Consider the following 19594-nt stretch of genomic DNA (forward strand, 5'->3'; position numbering starts at 1 on the left):
CATCTAGCCAAGAGGTGCCTCCGGTGCACCTGCGTATCTTCGGAATGCGCAGGTCCGGAAACCATGCGGTTATCGATTGGTTACGGCGGAATATGGGCGACGCGAGCCTTTTCATGAACGATTGTACGCCCGGCGATCCGCTCGATACCTTCCAGACTATCGAACTTGGATCCCAGGTGCGCGGGACTCCGTTCCGCAATCGGCACGCCCACGCCAAAAACCTCAAGAAAATCCGTTCCGAGTGGAAGCTCCAGATTGCCTCCTATGAGGATCAAGTGCCGCGGATGCATGTAGACGCGGCGATGGAGCGATGGACGCAGGGTTATCCGAAGGGGACGGTCTGGAAGAACCTGCTCATCGTGAGAAGCTTTCCGAATTGGTTGGCATCGTTCTACAAACTCGTGACCGAGCGTGAGGCAGGGACGCCACGCGGCGTAAAAAGCCCGCTGGAAATCGCCTCATTTATCCTGCGCTATAAGCAGTTGCTGACCCAATCGGTGAACCAACCGGACAAGATCACGGCGGTGTTCTTCGATCAGTGGGTTGTGGATGCGACATATCGTTCTGGGCTGCTCGCGCAGATTGGTCTGGACAATTTGGACAACTCTGTTGGCGAAACTTCCAAGTATGGTGGTGGCTCGTCCTTTGCTCCATCGACCAGCAAGGACGCGAAAGCAAATAGCCGTGGTAACGACTTGCAACAGCGTTGGCGTATGATGCTGGACGAACCCGCGTTTGTCGCGCTGCTGAACCTTGCATTCGCGGATGCTGGATTGCGAAAACTGTTGGAACAAACCGATCTCGGTTTTTCCGATCTAGAGTCTGAATTTGCCAATCTCGGAAGAGAGGTACTGGCATGACGGATTGTGAAGAGAAAATGAGGTTTTGTCGGAAACCTTTTTAGGCGGACATCGATCACGCGATGTTCGGAAAGACGTAGTTGAAATGCCCATTATGGGCGGATGAAATACCCGCAAGCGGGCCACTTAGGAAAAAGACCGGCCCTGCGCCGCAAGGAGGACTGACATGGTTCAATTCAACCTTCCAAAGAATTCCAAGATCGTGACGGGCAAGACCTGGCCGAAGCCGGAAGGCGCGACCAATGTCCGGAAGTTCCAGATCTATCGCTGGAACCCTGATGATGAGAAAAACCCGTCGGTGGATACCTATTTCCTCGATATGGATAAGTGTGGTCCAATGGTTCTGGACGCGCTGATCAAGATCAAGAACGAGATCGACCCGACGCTGACCTTCCGCCGCTCCTGCCGCGAAGGGATTTGTGGCTCCTGTGCGATGAACATCGACGGGATCAACACGCTCGCCTGTATCTATGGTCTCGACGAGATCAAGGGCGATGTCCGTATCTTCCCGCTGCCGCACATGGCCGTTGTGAAAGACCTTATTCCGGACCTGACGCACTTCTACGCGCAGCACGCCTCCATCATGCCGTGGCTGGAAACCAAGACCAACCGCCCGGAAAAAGAGTGGCGTCAGTCCATTGAGGACCGCAAGAAACTCGACGGTCTGTATGAGTGCGTCATGTGCGCCTCCTGCTCCACCTCCTGCCCGAGCTACTGGTGGAACGGCGACGAGTATCTTGGACCGGCTGCACTTCTTCACGCCTACCGCTGGATCATCGACTCGCGCGATGAAGCCACGGGTGAGCGTCTGGACTACCTTGAAGATAGCTTCAAACTCTACCGCTGCCACACCATCATGAACTGTGCGAAGACCTGCCCTAAGGGTCTGAACCCGGCCGCAGCGATCGCGCACATCAAGAAGATGATGCTCGAGCGCACGCACTAAGCGGTTCGCAAAAAGTTTCGAGGCGCGCTCTTTGGGCGCGCCTTTTTCGTTTTAGAAAGCGTTGCAAAGGCGGCAGGGTCGGGGCAGCGTAGTTTTCAGATTTTGACGTCCGGCAGGTTCCATTTGACACTTTCTCGCGCTCCAATCGTCGTTCAGATCGGTTTCAACCGATGCGGCACGCTGTCGTTTCACACGATGATGGAGAAGAGTGGTTATTCCGCGATCCATTGGCGCGATGCAGAAGAGCGGACGCTCGCGGAGCGGATGGTGACGAACCTGTCGCTCGGACGCGCACCGTTTGCGGGATACGAGGGCATTCGCGTCTTTTCCGATATGAGCCATCTGTCGGGTCGGATCCTAATAGAGGGCGCGCGGTATTTCCGCGCCCTTCATACGGCCTATCCGGACGCCTATTTTCTGTTTAATACGCGTGACAAACGCGACTGGCTCGCGTCCCGTGCGGCGCATTCCGGCGGGCGGTATCTGCAGCGTTGCTGTAAGCTCGCGGGCGTTGGGGAGGCCGAGATGATTGAGATGTGGGGTGGCTATTATGATCGACACTCCTCGGAGGTTCGCGCCTATTTCTCGGAGGCGGACGCACGCTTTCTCGAGTTCGATCTCGACCGCGATACTCCCGAGAGAATCGCAGAGTGGTTGTCACCGGACTTTTCCGTTGATGTGCGCCAGTGGGGACACCACAACCGGAACCAACAGAGCCGCAATGTGAGAGAGGCACTTGGTCTCTGATAGGTCTCGCCTTTGCCTCTAAAGCGCACTATCTGTCCCCCATGCTACTCCTCATCCCTATAATCCTTATCGCGCTTTATCTCGGCATGTATCTCATGCGGAACGAGAAAACCGGCAATTGCCGATGGCGTCAGGTTGGTCGCGAAGGTGAGCTTCGCCAGTGGAAGTGTCAGGTTTGTCAGGGGGCCGCAGAGACCGAAAAGAGCGAGCCAAAGCATTGCGCGGCGCGTCTCGAACGTCAGCGGTAATCTTTCTGCATTGCAGCAACCGCATGACGACTATGCGACATCAGGGGATGTCAATCGCGCAGCTTCAGCATACCTGTGTGCACAAGGGAGGGCGGAAACGACCCTTGAATGGAGCTGACGATATGACCCTGCACGACGTTGCGCTGAACAACGCTGACACCGAAGAATCCACCATGAAAGTCGCTGACTGGCTTGAATACTACGCCCCGACCTCTCCGGTGATTGTGAAAGGTGAGCAGGTCTCCACGAGCAAACTCGACGTGCTCGACGAGATGTACGCCTACTACGAATAAGTTTGTTTTCGGAGGTTGATCCTCCGGAACAGGATCCGACGGCTGACCCGGATCACATGAAAAGCCCCGCCGAAAAGCGGGGCTTTTGTTGTTTAGCAGTAGCGCTCGACGCCGACCATCTGAGCGTCCGAATACCGGTCTCCGGCAGCCCAGCCGACGGGGAGGATTTGTTCGATTTCCCAAAGGTCATCTTCCGAGAGGCCGATCTTTGCGGCGTCGGCCCAATCTGCGAGGTGCTCGCCCGTCCGAGTTCCCGGGATCGGGATAAGGTGATCCCCCTGATGCAGAACCCAGGCGAGAGCCAATGCTGACGTGGTGACGCCCTTTGCCTCTGCGAAAGCTCGGAAAGCGCGGACGTAGTCCATGTTCTCCGACCAGTTCTGCCTCATGAAGCGCGGGTTCGCTTTTCGGAAATCATGCGCGTCAAAGGCGGTCGGATCGAGATCGACATCGGTGAGGGCGCCGCGCGCGACAGGTGAGAAGGGCACGAAGGTGATGCCGAGTTCCTCGCAGGTCTGGATTACGCCCAATTCAGGTTGGCGGGTCCAGAGCGAGTATTCGTTCTGCACGGCGGTCACAGGAACGACCTTGTGCGCGCGACGGATTGTCGACGGCGCGACCTCGGAGAGGCCCCATGCGTCGATCAGGCCTTCCTCCATCAATTTGCCCATGGTCTCTGCGACGGTTTCGACGGGCAGTTCCTGTTGCCGGCGGTGGATGTAGTATAGCTCGACTTTGTCGCGGTTCAGTTTTTCAAGAGAGGCTTCGAGCTCCGCCCGAATGTAGTCTTCCTCGTTGCTGAAGGTGCGAGGCGGCCCAGGGATGATTCCGACCTTTGTGGCGAGGGTGACTTGGGCACCTGTCTCTTTCAAGTACTGCCCAACGATCCGCTCGGAACGCCCCATGCCATAGATGTTGGCCGTGTCCCAGAAATCGATCCCCGCGGCTTCGACGGCGGCGAGCGTGTCGAGAGAGGTGTCATCATCGGCGGCACCGAAAAAACCGGCAAAGCTCATGCAGCCGAACCCGATGGCTCCGACTTCAGGGCCGTTCAGGCCCAGTTTGCGTTTTGGCATTTTCATGCGAAGGCGGCCTCCAGAGCGATCTCGACCATGTCGCCAAAGCTCTTTTCTCGTTGATCTGAGGGCAGGGCCTCATGCGTCAGGAGGTGGTCGGACACAGTCATCACGCCGAGGGCGCGGGCACCGTGACGGGCGGCGACTGTGTAGAGTTCGGCTGCTTCCATCTCCACTCCGAGAATGCCGTGACGGATCAAGACTTCGTCAAGGTCGGGACGCTCCGCATAGAAAACGTCGGAGCTATAGATGTTGCCGACATGCACACCGGTCGATTTCAGGCGGGCGGCTGCGACAGCGGCTTCGAGCAGACCGTAATCGGCGCATGGAGCGTAGTTGATCTCTTTGAAGAAGCCAGCGGACGGGGTGCCGCCCATGGTCGTTGCGGTCATGGCGATGATCACATCGCGCACCTTGATATGGTGCTGCATCGCGCCGGCCGAGCCGATACGGATCAGGGTCTTTGCGCCGTACTCGGTAATTAGCTCGTTCGCGTAGATCGAAAGCGACGGCATCCCCATGCCGGACCCATGGATGGTGACACGGTTGCCTTTGTAGGTGCCCGTAAAGCCGAGCATTCCGCGCACTTCGTTCACGCAGACAGGGTTTTCCAAGTAGGTCTCCGCAGCCCATTTTGCGCGCAGCGGATCGCCTGGCATCAGAACGGTTTCGGCAATTTCGCCAGGCTTTGCGGATATATGAGGTGTCGGCATCGCGGCACTCCTGCTAGTCGTAAAAATCTGTGACCATAAAGCCAGCGCGACGGAGAATTGTATAGCGTCGGAGTTGGAATTCTGCTTTGAGAATTTGAAGATAGCGCTCCGCAGTTTTGTTGCGCTGCGGGAAATTGATTCGTGTTAACTGGTTTATTGTTCTCAAATATGTGTGCAAAAGTCGCGGATCAGGTCTTTTGATCTGAATTTGTGATGCAAAAGGCTCTCTTTCAGAGCGACTGCCGTTTTCTTGCCACAATTGTGGCGTGCAAAAGCCCTGAATTTTGGGGAAATATGGCACGGTGGTTCGTTTGTGAGTCCCGACTAAAGATCTGGCCGGCGTGGAGACGCAAAATGACGCGTGTATTCAAGGGTTTCAGAACGAGTGATGACGGTTCGGCGACGATCGAAACCGTAATTTGGTTGCCTTTCCTAATCCTGTTCTTCGTGTTCACCGCGGAGGTCAGCAACGTCTTGTTTACCAAGACGAAGATGGAGCAGATCGTCACCGACGCAAACCGGATGTTCTCCGTCGGAGTGTTTCAGGACACGACTGAGCTTGACACGTTTGTGCTCGCTCAGCTTGCCGATATTTCTGCCGATGCGACCTATACGTCGAGTGTGGGCAGTCAGATGATCACGAGCCTCGCGGTTGTTCCTGTATCGGACGTTCTCATTACAAGCTTCTACGGAAGTTGGTTTGATTTCAAAATTTCAGCGTCATCTACACAGTATGTGGAGTATTGAGATGAGATTTGCCGGATTGAAAAAGTTTAACTCCGAGTTTTCGCGTGGTGACAATGGCAGCATTTCTATTGTTGCCATGTTGCTTTTTGTGGCGTTCGCGGCCTTTGCCGCCATCGGCATCGACTTTGCGAAGTTGCGGTCAGATCGTACGCTGATGCAAAGCACGGCGGACGCGGCGGCGCATGCCGCGATTTATATGCGCGAACTCAATGACGCCGATACTGCGAAGGCTGCTGCGCTCGAAGTTGTCGAGGCGATGATGCCTTTTGATGACTACAAGACGGTGGTGTCAGAGAACGATATCACATTCGGTGATTTCGATTACGAGACCCGGAGCTTCACGGCAGATGAAGACGCCAAGGGGGCGGTCCGTGTGAACATCCACCGCGACGAAGCGAGCGGTAATGGCATTTCCACATATTTGTTCAAGCTCGTGGGTATCGACACCTTCGATACGAATTTGGACTCTGTTTTTGTGACTTACGTCCCGACCTGCTTCATTGAGGGGTTCGTGGCCGATGAGAAAGTCGATATCCAATCGAACAACAGTTACTTTAACGGGTTCTGCATCCACGCGAACGGTGGTGTGTCGATCAACTCTAATAACTTCTTCGAGTCCGGCACCGTGGTTTCGATGACGGATTTGGATGACCTTGAACTTCCGCAATCTGGCGATGAAAGCAACGACGGCTTGGATGAAGCGTTGCGCGAGGCAGCTTACCGTATCCGTGTCGTTAACCGCCTGCCGGACATGATCGACAGCCTCATGGCTGGCGAAGATACCTATTTGCAAAGCTATACAACGGCACCGTTTCCGGTTCCTGTGTACGGGAACCAGATCGATGTCAGCACCCTTCTTCCTGGTTTGGTGTATTATCTGACCTGCCCGGGTGCGAAGGCGACGCTCAGAGGTGACTATCTTGAGGGCGTTGTGCTGCTCACCTCGTGTGAGGTCAAGTTTGATCAAGGCATCCAGATTGTTGACTCGCTTCTGGTGACAACTTCGACGTCGAAATCGAGCTTCAACTCTCCGGCGAGCCTCGTCCTCGGACTCGACGACGACTGTGCGCCGGGTGGCGGTGCTGTGATCCTCACCATGGGCGGTGTGTCCTTTACCTCCGATCTTCACATGTATGGTAGCCAGATCATCGCGAACTCAGACGTAGAATTCTCCGCAAACGCTGACGGGATTGAAGGGGCCTCGATTATTTCGGGCGGCACGATTTCCGGCACCTCGAACATGAACATGGGGTTCTGTGGTGATGGCATGGAATACAACTACAGCGCCGAATATTTCAGAATGGCGTTCTGAGGTCGGCTAAGATGTTATGAGAAAGCCCCGCGCCAGAGGACTGGCGCGGGGCTTTTCTATTCGATAATGGGGCAATGACCCCGGAGGCTTACTCAGCCGCTTTGCTCGCCGGATCGACGAGGCCCACGATGTCGAACATGATGCGGTTCAACTCGAAATCCTTCGGCGTGTAGACGCGGGCGATGCCCATTGCGAGAAGGGCTTTCTCGTCTTCTTCCGGAATGATGCCTCCAACAACCACCGGAACGTGTCCGAGCCCTGCGGCACGCATCTGATCCATCAGTTCCGCCATAAGCGGCATGTGGGAGCCGGAGAGGATCGAGAGACCCACAACGTGCGCCTCATCTCGTTTGGCTGCGTCTACGATCTCTGCAGGCGTCAGACGGATGCCTTCATAGGTGATGTCCATGCCGGTATCGCGGGCGCGTGCGGCGATCTGTTCGGCGCCGTTGGAGTGACCGTCGAGACCGGGTTTGCCGACGAGGAACTTCAGCTTGCGGCCCAGAGCGGCGGAGACGCGGGATACTTCTTCGCGGATTTCATCGAGCCCTTCGGTGCGGTTCGACGGGTTGGCGGAAACGCCGGTCGGGCCGCGGTACTGGCCGAAGGCAGAGCGCACGACGTCACCCCACTCGCCGGTCGTGGCACCCGCTTTGGCCGCCTCAATAGATGAGGGCATGATGTTCTCGCCGGATTGGGCCGCGGCGCGGACCTTGGCGAGGGCGGCTTGCACAGCGGCCTCGTTGCGGGTAGCACGCCAAGCTTCGAGGCGCTTGATCTGATCGGCTTCGGCCTCTGGGTCGGCTTTCATGATCGCCCCGTCGCCTGTGGTCAGCGGGGAGGGTTCGCCCACTGTCCAACGGTTCACGCCGACCACGACGGTCTCGCCGCCTTCGATCTTGGTGATCCGCTCTGCGTTGGCCTCCACGAGGCGGGACTTCATGTATTCGATCGCCTCAATCGCGCCGCCCATCGAATCGAGTGTTTTCAACTCATCCAGAGCGCCTTCCTTGAGTGCGGCGACCTTGCGTTCCACAGCGGGGTTTTCGTCGAACAGGTCTTCGTATTCGAGGAGGTCGGTCTCATAGGCGAGAATCTGTTGCATCCGTAGGGACCATTGCTGGTCGAACGGGCGGGGCAGGCCGAGGGCTTCGTTCCAGGCTGGAAGCTGCACCGCGCGGGCGCGGGCGTTTTTCGACAGGGTGACGGCGAGCATCTCGATGAGAATACGGTAGACGTTATTCTCCGGCTGCTGCTCTGTGAGGCCCAGCGAGTTCACCTGCACGCCATAGCGGAAGCGGCGGAATTTCGGGTCCTCGACGCCGTAGCGTTCGCGGGTGATCTCGTCCCACAGTTCGACAAAGGCGCGCATTTTGCACATCTCGGTCACGAAGCGGATGCCCGCGTTCACAAAGAAGGAGATGCGCCCGACCATCGTCGGGAAGGCCTCTGCTGGCACTTTCTCTTTCAGATCGTCCAGAACCGCGATGGCGGTCGCGAGTGCGAAGGCCAGCTCCTGCTCCGGCGTCGCACCTGCCTCTTGCAGGTGGTAGGAACAGACGTTCATCGGGTTCCACTTGGGAAGATGCTCACGCGTATAGGCGGCAACATCCGTGATCATGCGCAGGGACGGGCGCGGCGGGCACACATATGTGCCGCGCGAGAGATACTCTTTGATAATGTCGTTCTGAACCGTGCCCTGAAGCTTGGAGACATCGGCACCCTGTTCCTCTGCGACGGCAATATAAAGCGACAGGAGCCACGGTGCAGTCGCGTTGATTGTCATGGAGGTATTCATCTGCTCCAGAGGGATCTCGTCAAAGAGCATCCGCATGTCGCCAAGGTGTGAGACAGGTACGCCAACCTTGCCGACCTCGCCTTTAGAGAGCTCATGGTCGCTGTCGTAGCCGGTCTGTGTCGGCAGGTCGAAGGCCACAGAGAGGCCCGTTTGCCCCTTGGACAGGTTGGTCCGATAGAGCGCGTTCGATGCTTTTGCAGTGGAATGGCCCGCATAGGTGCGGAAGAGCCATGGGCGATCTTTTTTGATCTCGGATTTTCCCTCAGTCATTGCGAACCTCCCCAGATGAAGTTTGAAACATTATTTCTCAGGTGGCTTTATGCGTGGAATATTGTGCCATTGTCAATTCGCCGCAATGCGGCAGAGACAGAATATTTCGCATAATTTTGATTGGCGTAACGAAATTTCTCGCTGAATTTTGAGCTAAGTTTGTTGATTTAAAAAGAGAATTTAGAATTTTCTGCATCCGCTCGGTTATAAAATTACAAAATTAGTAGCATATGCATTGCATAATTACTTTGCTAGCCTTATCACAGTGACAGCAACACCGCGATTCTGCATCGCGGCAGAGGAATTGGGTGCCGCGATCGGAAGGGCACCTTTTAGAAGTGGAGGAAGAGACATGGCGCTCGACACGAACCAGCCGGTCTACATGGCCGAGGAAAAAGAACTCTACGAGATCGGGGAAATCCCGCCGATGGGCTATGTGCCGCCGAAGATGTACGCGTGGGCAATCCGTCGCGATCGTCACGGCGAGCCGCTTCAGTCCTTTAAACAGGAAGTCGTGGACACATGGCAGATCGACAGCCACGAAGTGCTCGTTCTCGTGATGGCGGCGGGCGTCAACTATAATGGCGTTTGGGCTGGTCTCGGCCAACCGATCTCCCCGTTTGACGTGCACAAACAGGACTACCACATCGCAGGCTCTGATGCGTCCGGTATCGTTTGGGCCGTTGGCGACAAGGTGAAGAACTGGAAAGTCGGCGATGAAGTCGTGATTCACTGTAACCAAGACGACGGCGACGACGAAGAGTGCAACGGCGGCGATCCGATGTTCTCCCCGACGCAGCGTATCTGGGGTTACGAGACCGGCGACGGTTCTTTCTCGCAGTTCACCCGCGTTCAAGCGCAACAGTTGATGCCGCGTCCGAAGCACCTCTCCTGGGAAGAAAGCGCCTGCTATACGCTGACGCTCGCGACCGCATACCGTATGCTCTTCGGTCACCACCCGCATGAGCTCAAGCCGGGTCAGAACGTCCTCGTTTGGGGCGCGTCCGGCGGTCTCGGTTCCTATGCGATCCAGCTGGCCAACACCGTTGGTGCGAATGCAATCGGCGTGATCTCGGCTGAGAGCAAGCGTCAGTTCGTGATGGATCAGGGCGCCAAAGGCGTGATCAACCGCAAGGACTTCAACTGCTGGGGCCAACTCCCGACAGTGAACTCGCCGGAGTATAACGAGTGGCTCAAAGAGGCCCGCAAGTTCGGTAAAGCGATCTGGGACATCACCGGCAAAGGCAACAACGTCGACATGGTGTTCGAGCATCCGGGTGAGGCGACCTTCCCAGTGTCCACGCTCATCGTGAAAAAGGGTGGCATCGTTGTGATCTGCGCCGGCACCTCCGGCTTCAACTGCACCTTCGACGTGCGCTACATGTGGATGCACCAGAAGCGTCTTCAGGGCAGCCACTTCGCGAACCTGAAACAGGCAGCGTCTGCGAACCGTCTGATGTGCGAAGAGCGCCTCGATCCGTGTATGTCCGAAGTGTTCACTTGGGCCGAGATTCCGGAGGCACACATGAAAATGCTCCGCAACGAGCACAAGCCGGGCAACATGTCCGTGCTCGTTCAGGCGCCGAAAACCGGTCTGCACACTTTGCAGGATGTTCTGGACGCAGGTCCGACGAAGTCCTGATCCGAAGGGTCAGCCTAAATTTTATCCCGCTCGGTTTGCGCCGGGCGGGATTTTTTGTGGGTGTTGGATTTCTGCAACTCAAGGTTGTCGGTGCCGATTCTGCGACTCTCGACGGTCTGCGTGACTGGATCGTAGGGGCGGCGCGTAGACTTAAAGGGTGAAAAAACAACAGTTTATTGAATTCATAGGGTTAGCTGTTCGCCCCTCGCTATTTCTGGGGAGGGTGAATCCGTGAATGTTCAGGTTTCCGATGCCTGCCTAGAGTTGAGTTATGCCACCGAAATATCGCTGAAATGAGGGTTTACATGCGAAACGATTGGATACTTGATGTACTTGCTGACCTGCGGACGTTTGCAGAACAGAACGGCCTAAGCGCAAGTGCAGAGCAACTCGGAGATACCTGCCTCGTCATTGCCGCCGAACTGTCCAACCGCGAGACGCAGGGCATCGTGAAACAGGCAGGTGCGCATGAAGGCAGGGTTGCAGGAATTGCTGGAGGATATTCAGCGGGTTGAGAATCTGGAGACTTTCCAGAGCGCGACAGAGCGCCTGCGCGATCTCCTCGGGTTGAGCCATGTCGTCTACCATTGGGTAAATAGCGTCGGAGAACGGTTCGGAGCGGGCACCTATTCCTCGGAGTGGGTCGATCGTTACCTCGAAAAAGACTACCTGCGTATGGACCCGGTGATCTTCGGATGTTTCCAACGCTTTACGCCTGTCAATTGGAAGCAACTCGACTGGTCAAGCAAAGCGGCGAAAGCGTTCCTACACGATGCCTTGGCGCATGGAGTGGGCAATCAAGGATACTCCATCCCGATCCGTGGCCCGAACGGCCAGTTTGCGCTTTTTACGATCAACGACACGTCCTCTGATGAGGCATGGGAAACCCTGATCGCGGAGACGGAGCGGGACCTCGTCATCATCGCCCACGAATTCAACAAACGCGCGCTTGCGCTCGATGCGCGGGAAGAAAGCGCACCTGCGCCGACACTTTCTCCGCGCGAAACCGCGGCTGTCACGCACATTGCTAAGGGGTTGAGCCGTGCGCAGGCCGCCGCCGAAATGGGAATTTCCGAACACACGCTCCGTGTCTATATCGAAGCGGCGCGACACAAACTCGGCGCACTGAACACGACCCACGCGGTCGCGCGGGCATTGTCAAACGGGTTGATCATCGTCTGAGAGTTTGTGCCAACCACCGTACGCTGGTGGTGTCTGTTCTTTAAATGTTCTTCTGTATCCATGGTTGCAGCTGATGGAGACAGGAGCACAAACCCATGCTGCGCTATATCTACGGACAAGACCTTCGCCACTTCCCCCGCCTGCGCGACACGATGTTTCGCGACCGTGCAGAGCAATTCAAAAACCGCCTCGGATGGGAGGTGCAGGTCAATGAAAAGGGGGAGGAGCGGGACGAATACGACGATATGAACCCGCTCTACGTCATCTGGCAAAAGCCGGACGGCACACATGGTGGGTCCATGCGGTTTTTGCCGACGACGGGCGACACGATGGTCAACGACCATTTCCTCTTTTTGACCGACGGCGTGCGGATCGAAAGCCCCTTCATATGGGAATGCACAAGGTTTTGCCTCGCGCCCGGCGCGGACCGTCGGGTTACGGCGGCCCTCACGCTTGGTGCCGGTGAAATCATGGAGGAATTCGGTCTCAAACATTTCGTTGGCGTGTTCGACCCACGGATGGAGCGGATCTATTCCCTGATGGGCCTGAACCCAGACGTGCTCGGGCGGTCCGGTGAGGGGCGCGGCGCGGTCGGTGTCGGCCTCTGGGAAATGCATGAAGATGTTTTTGTGCCCACGCTTGAACGCGCCGGAGTTGACCGCGAGACGTCGAAGTGCTGGTTCCGGATGGCGTTTGATGAGGGCTATACCCAACAGGAACGCGCCATCGCATGACGGCTCCGAGAGCTGTCTATTCCCACTGGCGCCCGTTGCTGGGGACCACTATGGTCCCCGACATGACGGTGACATTCTCCTCAGATCAGGCCGAAGCCTTTGACGCGATTGCAGAGATGCTGTCGCGGGTTGGTGTTGATCTGGAAGAGGGCATTGTCACACCGAAGGCGAATAGCACAGAGCAAGTCTGTGCCGTCGTCGGCAAGGCAGGATCTGGTAAAACGCTTTTGCTCTCAGAGCTTTACAAAGCGCTTGACGAGGCCGGTGTTGATATCGTGTCCGGCGATTGGGAAGGCAAACGGCGCAAGGATCGCCGCACGCTCGCCATTCTCGCGCCGACGAACAAGGCGGCGTCTGTTCTGCGCACACGCGGCGTGCCTGCGACGACGATCCACCGTATTCTCTACACGCCGGTGTATGATCCGGAATATGAGGCGATTGCCGAATGGCTCGCGGGGAATGGGGATCGGCCGGACATCGAAGGGTTGCAAATTGAAGGTCTGACCGATGCGGCGCTTGATCGGGCCTACGCCTTCTACCAGACCCACAAATCCATCCCTGGTGCATTGGCTGCAGCAGGGCTGCGTGGGTCCGATTTCATCAATGGTTGGAAGCGCCGCGAGGACCCGCTCGATATCGGGTTCATTGACGAGAGCTCCATGCTCGACAAACGTCAGTTCGAGGACCTTCAGGAAATTTTTCCGACGCTGGTCCTCTTTGGCGATCCTGCCCAGCTTGCCCCTGTGAACCAGTCGGGCGAAATGGTGTTCGATGCGATGCCGGAGGAGAAGAAACACATACTCCATCGCATCCACCGTCAGGAAGCAGACAACCCGATCCTCGATCTCGCGCATGCCTTGGCCGACCCCGAGCTAGGGTTTGAACAGTTCGAGCGGATGATCGAAGAGGCCGCCGCGCGCGATGAGCGCGTCGTCTACGCGGGCCGTGTCGAGAGCGATCTCATGGCGCGGTCTCCCGTGCTCGTCTGGCGCAACGCAACACGCATCCGTCTGATCCATGCGTTTCGGTCCGTGTTCGATGCGCCGGAAGATACGCTTTTGCCGGGTGAGCCGCTCATTTGTGACGGGATTGAATTGCCCGCAAAACACCGGAAGAAACGGCTCGACCTTGAAGCGCGCGGTTTGATCAAGGGTGCTCAGGTCGTCTACCTCGGGCCGGGGCGCAAGCCCGGTTTCTCGCGCCTTCATGTCATTGGCGCGGAAAGCCCGAATATCGGTGCAGCTTCGATCATCAAGATTGAGAGCCTCGACGAAGAAGAACCGTTCATCCCCTACGCCGCGCGTATGGGGGCGACTTTTCTGCATGGCGCGGCGGTGACCATTCACAAGGCGCAGGGTTCGCAGTGGGAGAATGTGCAGGTCTTCGCGCCTGATCTCTATGCTGCGGCACGCGCCGGACGGATGGAAGCGGGCATTCCGCTATGGAAACGTCTGGCCTATGTTGCCATCACACGCGCAGAGAAGCGGCTCCTCTGGGTCACCCGCGCACGCCTCGCGAAGCCGTCGCAGCCGCTGGCGGTGTCGGATCTGACGGCCCAAACTGTGGCATTCGCTCTCGAGTCCGAGCCCGCCGAGCCGCAATTTAACGTCTGATCAGACGGAAGATTTCGGACGCGGCCCAGCCACTGATGGCGGCAATCGCAAGCGCCATAATCCCGTAGATGAGCGCCTGATTATAGGCGAGATTGTAGAGCAATCTTTCGATGCCAACCTTCTGCACATTGATGGACGTGCCGTAGCTGTCGATCACCTCACCGTTCCGCAGCAGGAAGATACGCGTGACGTAGTTCCCTTCGGTGATGTTGGCGGGCAGGGCGATGGCCGTGTTGAACAGCGTATCCTGCGACAGCGAAACTTCGTTCTCGCGGGTCCGATAAAGATCGTCTTCGATGCGAAGGCGCACAAGTGCTTCACGCGCGGGATCGCCGCGCAAGGCGGGGAGGATGCGTTTCTCTGCGGTGATTTTCCAAAGGCTATCCGTGAGAGGGGGCAGTATGTCATCAAGCGGTCGTGTGGTCGCAACCGTGTAGAATGTCGGCGTGTGGCCGATAATCTGAGCTTCGACATTGATCCAGATGCCAAAGCGCCGATCCTTGCGCCGGATCGTCTCGACTTTCTCGGGCCCTGCGACGGTGATGATGACATCGAGCGGAGAGTCCTGTGGCTGCGGCGCGTCGCGCTTTACGGCGCCGAAGACCAAAATCTCGGATCCGTCGAAATTCGCATTCACTGAAACGCGGGTCTGGCTCAAGGCGGCAACGACCTGTTCCGCATGCGCGGACAGAGGGAAGAGAAACAACAGCGCGGCGAGGAGGCGGATCAACATATCAGCGCTCCAAAGAGTAGAGTTCGCCGGGCGGGATCAGTAGATCCAGACCGAGTTTGAGGCAGACCAAAAGAACCAAAAGGGCGAGTGCGATCCGCAGTTGCTCGGCTTTGAGACGGAGGCCGATTTGGGTGCCGATCTGCGCTCCAATCACGCCGCCGACCAGCAAGAGGAACGCCAGAAGCACATCCACCGTGTGGTTGGTGTAGGCGTGTAAGAGGGTTGTGAAACCCGCAGTGAAAATGATCTGGAAGAGTGATGTCCCAATCACCACCTTCGTAGGCATGCCGAGGATGTAGATCATCGCAGGCACCATGATGAACCCGCCACCAACGCCCATGACCGCGCCCAGCATCCCAACCATAAGCCCCACACCAATCGGCGGAATCGCAGAGATGTAGAGGCCAGAGGCGCGGAACTTCATCTTGAAGGGCAGGGTGTGAACCCAAAGATGCTTTTTGCGCTCAGGGCGCCCCCCCGGTCGGTTCTTGGCCCTTTTTAGGGCGCGCAGGGACTCGATCAGCATCAGGAAGCCGATGACGCCAAGGAAGACGACGTAGCAAAGCGTGACGAGGAGGTCGACCTGGCCCATTGCTTTGAGAAGGTTGAAAATCTGCACGCCGATCGCGGAGCCGACCAAGCCGCCAGCAAGCAGGACCAAGCCCATCTTCAGATCGACAGTTTTGCGTTTGAAGTGGGCGAGAACACCGGAGACGGAGGATGCGACGATCTGGTTCGCGGAGGTGGCCACGGCGACTGCTGGAGGGATGCCAACGAAGAAAAGCAGCGGCGTGATCAGAAACCCACCACCGACGCCGAACATTCCGGACAGGACACCCACGAGCCCTCCCAAACCCAAAAGGGTGAAGGCATTCACAGAGACTTCGGCGATGGGAAGAAAAAGTTGCATCAGGCGCCTTTGTGCGGGGGCTTTCTGTCAGGAATGCCTTGAATTGTGCGGGGCGTCAAATGCTTGACAGTGCTGCACGAAAGAAAAACGGGCCCCGAAAGGCCCGTTTGGTCGTCCTGTTCGCTTCCTCAGCGTTCTTTGACATAGGGCTGGCCACCCGCGCGCGGCGGGATGGCTTTGCCGACGAAGCCCGCGAGAATGATCACGGTCAGGATGTAGGGAAGGGCCTGCATGAACTGAACGGGGATCACGAAGTCGCCGACGGAGATCGACTGATAGCGGTTGCCGATGGCTTCCAAGAGGCCGAAGAGCAGCGTCGCATAGAGCGCGTACCAAGGGCGCCACTTAGCGAAAATCAACGCAGCGAGAGCGATATAGCCGCGACCTGCAGACATATCTTTCACAAATCCTGCAGCAAGGGATGCAAGGTAGGTGCCCGCCAGCCCGCATAGAACGCCCGCGATGACCAGGGCGGCATACCGAAGGGCCACGACTGATACGCCTGCCGTATCCACCGCAGAAGGGTTTTCACCGACCGCGCGCAGACGAAGGCCGAAGCGCGTCCGGAAGAGAACCCACCAGGAGAGCGGCACAGCTGCGAGCGCGATGTAGGTCAAGACCGTATGTCCGGCGATCAATTCGTCAGCCGCAGGCCCGATAACCGGAATGTGGGACATGGCTTCTGTAAAGCTCGGTTCCCACGAGGAAAAGCGTTCGTCTGGAGTGAGCGACGGTGTGCGGCCACCCAGTTTGAACCACGCTTGACCAATGACGACGGTGAGACCCGCTGCGAGAAAGTTGAGAGCCACGCCGGAGATCAACTGATCACCTTTGAAGGTGATCGAGGCGAGACCATGCAGCATAGAGAAGGCAAGCGATCCGGCGACACCTGCTCCGAGGCCAATCCAGATCGAACCGGTCGTATGAGCCACCGCACCGGATAGGAAGGCAGCAGCGAGAAGCTTTGCTTCAAGGCCGATGTCCACGACGCCAGCGCGCTCGGAAAACAGGCCTGCCAAACAGGTCAGCAGGAGAGGAGTGGCCAAGCGCAGGGCGCTGTCGAGGATTTGGATAACCGTGAGATAGTCCATCTCTTAGGCCTCCTTTTTCTTGTCGAGGGCGATGAACAGTTTCTCCAGCGGTGCGCGGACCATGTTGTCGAGCGCGCCAGTGAAGAGGATCACGAGGCCCTGAATGACGACGATCAGTTCGCGCGGGATGGATTCCCAGAACGCAAGCTCGGCGCCGCCTTGATAGAGAAAGCCGAACAGGATTGCGGCCAGGAAGATACCGATCGGATGGTTGCGCCCCATTAGCGCCACCGCGATACCTATGAAGCCCGCGCCTTCAACCGCATTGTCAATCAGACGTTCCGCTTCGCCCATCACGTTGTTGATCGCCATGAGACCGGCGAGAGCGCCAGAAATCAGCATCGCGATAATGACGATGCGCACGCGGTTGATACCTGCGTAATGTGCGGCGGTATCAGATTGACCAAATGCGCGGATTTCATAGCCGAGCCGCGTCCGCCAAATGAGGAAATAGAACACCACACACGCAAGAAGTGCGACGAGGAACGAGACGTTCGCTGGGGCGTTCTTGTTAAAGTTGATGCCAAAAGGTGCCAGCATTTCATGGAAAGTCGGCAGATGCGCGCCGGGGCCGAAATTGGCACTCTCTGCAGCCATGGAGCCGGGGACCTTCAGGACGTTCAACAGGACATAGCCCATGAGCGCGGAGGCGATGAAGTTGAACATGATCGTGGTGATCACGATGTGGCTGCCGCGCTTGGCCTGGAGATAGGCGGGGATAAACGCCCATGCCGCGCCGAAAGCCGCGCCGCCAATCATGGCTGCGGGGAGCGCGAGCGTCCAATGCGGCCACGGGACCGCCAGACAGACCACAGCAACGCCGAGACCGCCGAGTGTCGCCTGACCTTCGGAGCCGATATTAAACAGCCGAGCGTGATAGGCCACCGCGACCGAGAGGCCGGTGAAGATGAAGTTCGTGGCGTAGTAGAGCGTGTAGCCGATCCCTTGGGTCGAACCGAACGCGCCCTGCACCATGGTTTTGATCGCGACGATCGGATCTTTCCCGATGGCCATGATCACAAGGCCCGAAAAGAAGAACGCGAGCAGGATCGAGATCAACGGAATGAGAACGGCATCCGCCCATTTTGGCATTTTGCTCATGCGTCTTCTCCCGTCATACCCGCCATCAAGAGGCCGAGTTCGCCCTCGTTTGTCTCAGAGGGCAGGCGTTCGCCCATGATTTTTCCATCGAACATCACTGCGATGCGGTCGGACAGCGACATGATTTCATCCAGTTCCACCGAGACGAGCAAGATTGCCTTTCCCTCGTCACGCAAGGCGACAATTTGTTGGTGAATAAATTCGATCGCGCCGATGTCGACGCCGCGTGTGGGCTGACCAATCAGGAGCAGGTCCGGGTTGCGCTCGATCTCGCGGGCGAGAACGATTTTCTGTTGGTTGCCCCCAGAGAAACTCTTTGCCTCCAGCAGCGGGTTTGGCGGACGCACATCGAATTTATCCATGCTTTTCTGGGTCATTGCCTTGATGCCGGCGTTGTCCATCAGAAGTGCGTTTTTTTGATATTCTGGCGCGTTATGGTAGCCAAAGACCATGTTTTCCCAGGCTTGGAACTCGAGGATCAGGCCCTCGTCATGCCGGTCTTCGGGCACATGCGCGATGCCGCGGGCGCGGCGCGATTTGCCATCGGAATATTTCCCGGTCAGATCAATCTCTTCGCCATTCATCCGAATGGTGCCGGTGCCGTCCATCATGCCGCCGAGCACTTCAAGCAGTTCTGTTTGGCCATTGCCTGACACGCCTGCGATCCCGAGAATCTCACCAGCGCGCACTTCGAAGGAAATGCCTTTGACGCGTTCAACGCCCTGGTCGTCTTTCACGCGTAGGTTTTCGACCTCAAGGATCGGTGCGCCCGGCGTTGCGGCCGCCTTGTCGACGCGCAACAAGACTTTGCGCCCGACCATGAGTTCGGCGAGTTGTTCGGGCGACGTCTCTGCGGTTTTCACCGTCGCGGTCATCTCGCCACGTCGCATCACGGACACGGTGTCCGTGCTCTCCATGATCTCGCGGAGTTTGTGCGTGATGAGAATGATCGTTTTGCCCTCGGCACGCAGACCGTCGAGAATGCGGAACAGGTGATCCGCTTCGGCGGGAGTCAAAACACCCGTCGGTTCGTCGAGGATCAAAATGTCTGCCTGACGATAGAGCGCCTTGAGAATCTCGACCCGTTGCTGGTGGCCCACGGAGAGGTCTTCGATCAGGGCGTCGGGATCGACCGACAGTTCATATTCATCGGAGAGCTGTTTCAGAAGTTTGCGCGCCTTCGCAATCGACGGCTTCAACAGCCCGCCGTCCTCTGCGCCGAGGATCACATTCTCCAGAACCGTAAAATTCTCAACCAGTTTGAAGTGCTGGAACACCATGCCGATTCCTGCGGAAATCGCCGCCTGGCTATCGGTGATGTCGACTTTCTGGCCGTCGATAAAAATCTCGCCCGCATCGGCTTTGTAGAAACCGTAAAGGATCGACATCAGCGTGGATTTGCCCGCGCCGTTTTCGCCGATGATCCCGTGGATCGTCCCTTTCTCGACCCGGATCGAGATGTCTTTGTTCGCCTGCACCGGACCGAAGGCTTTGGAAATCCCGCGCAGTTCGATGGCGGGGGCGGATGCGGTGGGGGCGGCAGTCTCCTGCCGCCCCTTATCCGTTTGGACACTCATC

The 19594-nt window shown here is 57.4% G+C and carries 20 protein-coding genes; 12 read left to right on the forward strand and 8 right to left on the reverse strand.

Going from position 1 to position 19594, the window contains the following annotated elements:
- Window positions 1–92 precede the first annotated feature (92 nt).
- The 5 genes from LA304_RS04055 (at window position 93) to LA304_RS04075 (ending at window position 3094) form a co-directional block, all read left to right on the forward strand.
- Window positions 93–860 (forward strand): hypothetical protein, encoded by a 768-nt coding sequence (locus LA304_RS04055; protein ID WP_224501839.1) that lies wholly within the window; start codon window positions 93–95, stop codon window positions 858–860.
- A gap of 166 nt (window positions 861–1026) precedes the next feature.
- Window positions 1027–1806, forward strand: a complete 780-nt coding sequence (locus LA304_RS04060; protein WP_224501840.1) for a succinate dehydrogenase iron-sulfur subunit — start codon at window positions 1027–1029, stop codon at window positions 1804–1806.
- Between the two features lie 123 nt (window positions 1807–1929).
- Window positions 1930–2553, forward strand: coding sequence for a sulfotransferase (locus LA304_RS04065; RefSeq protein WP_224501841.1), 624 nt, complete (start codon window positions 1930–1932; stop codon window positions 2551–2553).
- Window positions 2554–2594: 41 nt separating this feature from the next.
- Window positions 2595–2801 (forward strand): hypothetical protein, encoded by a 207-nt coding sequence (locus LA304_RS04070; RefSeq protein WP_224501842.1) that lies wholly within the window; start codon window positions 2595–2597, stop codon window positions 2799–2801.
- A 122-nt stretch (window positions 2802–2923) separates the two neighbouring features.
- Window positions 2924–3094 carry a hypothetical protein gene (locus LA304_RS04075; RefSeq protein WP_224501843.1) on the forward strand — a complete coding sequence of 57 codons (171 nt, stop codon included), beginning with the start codon at window positions 2924–2926 and terminating at the stop codon, window positions 3092–3094.
- A gap of 92 nt (window positions 3095–3186) precedes the next feature.
- On the opposite strand, the gene LA304_RS04080 is transcribed toward LA304_RS04075, so the two are convergent.
- Together LA304_RS04080 and deoD are read right to left on the reverse strand one after the other, a co-directional pair.
- Window positions 3187–4176, reverse strand: a complete 990-nt coding sequence (locus LA304_RS04080; RefSeq protein ID WP_224501844.1) for an aldo/keto reductase — start codon at window positions 4174–4176, stop codon at window positions 3187–3189.
- A complete protein-coding gene (gene deoD / locus LA304_RS04085; protein ID WP_224501845.1) occupies window positions 4173–4883 on the reverse strand; it encodes a purine-nucleoside phosphorylase in 711 nt (236 codons plus the stop codon). The genes LA304_RS04080 and deoD overlap by 4 nt, the downstream gene beginning before the upstream one ends.
- 354 nt (window positions 4884–5237) lie before the next feature.
- Here deoD and LA304_RS04090 point away from each other — a divergent pair, with 354 nt between their 5' ends.
- Entirely contained in the window at window positions 5238–5630 is a 393-nt protein-coding gene (locus LA304_RS04090) for a TadE/TadG family type IV pilus assembly protein (RefSeq protein ID WP_224501846.1), read from the forward strand.
- A 1-nt stretch (window position 5631) separates the two neighbouring features.
- Window positions 5632–6942 (forward strand): pilus assembly protein TadG-related protein, encoded by a 1311-nt coding sequence (locus LA304_RS04095; protein WP_224501847.1) that lies wholly within the window; start codon window positions 5632–5634, stop codon window positions 6940–6942.
- A gap of 88 nt (window positions 6943–7030) precedes the next feature.
- On the opposite strand, the gene LA304_RS04100 is transcribed toward LA304_RS04095, so the two are convergent.
- Window positions 7031–9010 carry a protein meaA gene (locus LA304_RS04100; RefSeq protein WP_224501848.1) on the reverse strand — a complete coding sequence of 660 codons (1980 nt, stop codon included), beginning with the start codon at window positions 9008–9010 and terminating at the stop codon, window positions 7031–7033.
- A 352-nt stretch (window positions 9011–9362) separates the two neighbouring features.
- On the opposite strand from LA304_RS04100, the gene ccrA reads away from it, so the two are divergent.
- The 5 genes from ccrA to LA304_RS04125 all read left to right on the forward strand — a co-directional run bounded on the left by ccrA (window position 9363) and on the right by LA304_RS04125 (window position 14181).
- Window positions 9363–10652 (forward strand): crotonyl-CoA carboxylase/reductase, encoded by a 1290-nt coding sequence (gene ccrA, locus LA304_RS04105; protein WP_224501849.1) that lies wholly within the window; start codon window positions 9363–9365, stop codon window positions 10650–10652.
- A 305-nt stretch (window positions 10653–10957) separates the two neighbouring features.
- A complete protein-coding gene (locus LA304_RS04110; protein ID WP_224501850.1) occupies window positions 10958–11167 on the forward strand; it encodes a hypothetical protein in 210 nt (69 codons plus the stop codon).
- Window positions 11121–11834: a helix-turn-helix transcriptional regulator gene (locus LA304_RS04115; protein ID WP_224501851.1), complete on the forward strand. Its 714-nt coding sequence runs from the start codon at window positions 11121–11123 to the stop codon at window positions 11832–11834. Before LA304_RS04110 ends, LA304_RS04115 begins: the two co-directional genes overlap by 47 nt.
- A 95-nt stretch (window positions 11835–11929) precedes the next feature.
- On the forward strand, window positions 11930–12568 hold the full coding sequence (locus tag LA304_RS04120; protein WP_224501852.1) for an acyl-homoserine-lactone synthase: 639 nt from the start codon (window positions 11930–11932) through the stop codon (window positions 12566–12568).
- Between the two features lie 62 nt (window positions 12569–12630).
- Window positions 12631–14181 carry an ATP-dependent DNA helicase gene (locus tag LA304_RS04125; RefSeq protein WP_224501853.1) on the forward strand — a complete coding sequence of 517 codons (1551 nt, stop codon included), beginning with the start codon at window positions 12631–12633 and terminating at the stop codon, window positions 14179–14181.
- Here the strand turns inward: LA304_RS04125 and LA304_RS04130 are convergent.
- The 5 genes from LA304_RS04130 to LA304_RS04150 all read right to left on the reverse strand — a co-directional run bounded on the left by LA304_RS04130 (window position 14171) and on the right by LA304_RS04150 (window position 19593).
- Window positions 14171–14914: a TIGR02186 family protein gene (locus tag LA304_RS04130; RefSeq protein WP_224501854.1), complete on the reverse strand. Its 744-nt coding sequence runs from the start codon at window positions 14912–14914 to the stop codon at window positions 14171–14173. The two genes, LA304_RS04125 and LA304_RS04130, sit on opposite strands and share 11 nt — an antisense overlap.
- Window position 14915: 1 nt before the next feature.
- Entirely contained in the window at window positions 14916–15824 is a 909-nt protein-coding gene (locus LA304_RS04135) for a sulfite exporter TauE/SafE family protein (RefSeq protein WP_224501855.1), read from the reverse strand.
- A gap of 128 nt (window positions 15825–15952) precedes the next feature.
- Window positions 15953–16915, reverse strand: a complete 963-nt coding sequence (locus LA304_RS04140; protein ID WP_224501856.1) for an ABC transporter permease — start codon at window positions 16913–16915, stop codon at window positions 15953–15955.
- A 3-nt stretch (window positions 16916–16918) separates the two neighbouring features.
- Complete coding sequence (locus LA304_RS04145; protein ID WP_224501857.1) at window positions 16919–18016, reverse strand: ABC transporter permease; 1098 nt, start codon at window positions 18014–18016, stop codon at window positions 16919–16921.
- A complete protein-coding gene (locus tag LA304_RS04150; protein ID WP_224501858.1) occupies window positions 18013–19593 on the reverse strand; it encodes an ABC transporter ATP-binding protein in 1581 nt (526 codons plus the stop codon). The genes LA304_RS04145 and LA304_RS04150 overlap by 4 nt, the downstream gene beginning before the upstream one ends.
- Window position 19594 lies beyond the last annotated feature (1 nt).

This window comes from Celeribacter litoreus (genome assembly GCF_020165855.1).
GTDB classification, from domain to species: domain Bacteria; phylum Pseudomonadota; class Alphaproteobacteria; order Rhodobacterales; family Rhodobacteraceae; genus Celeribacter; species Celeribacter litoreus.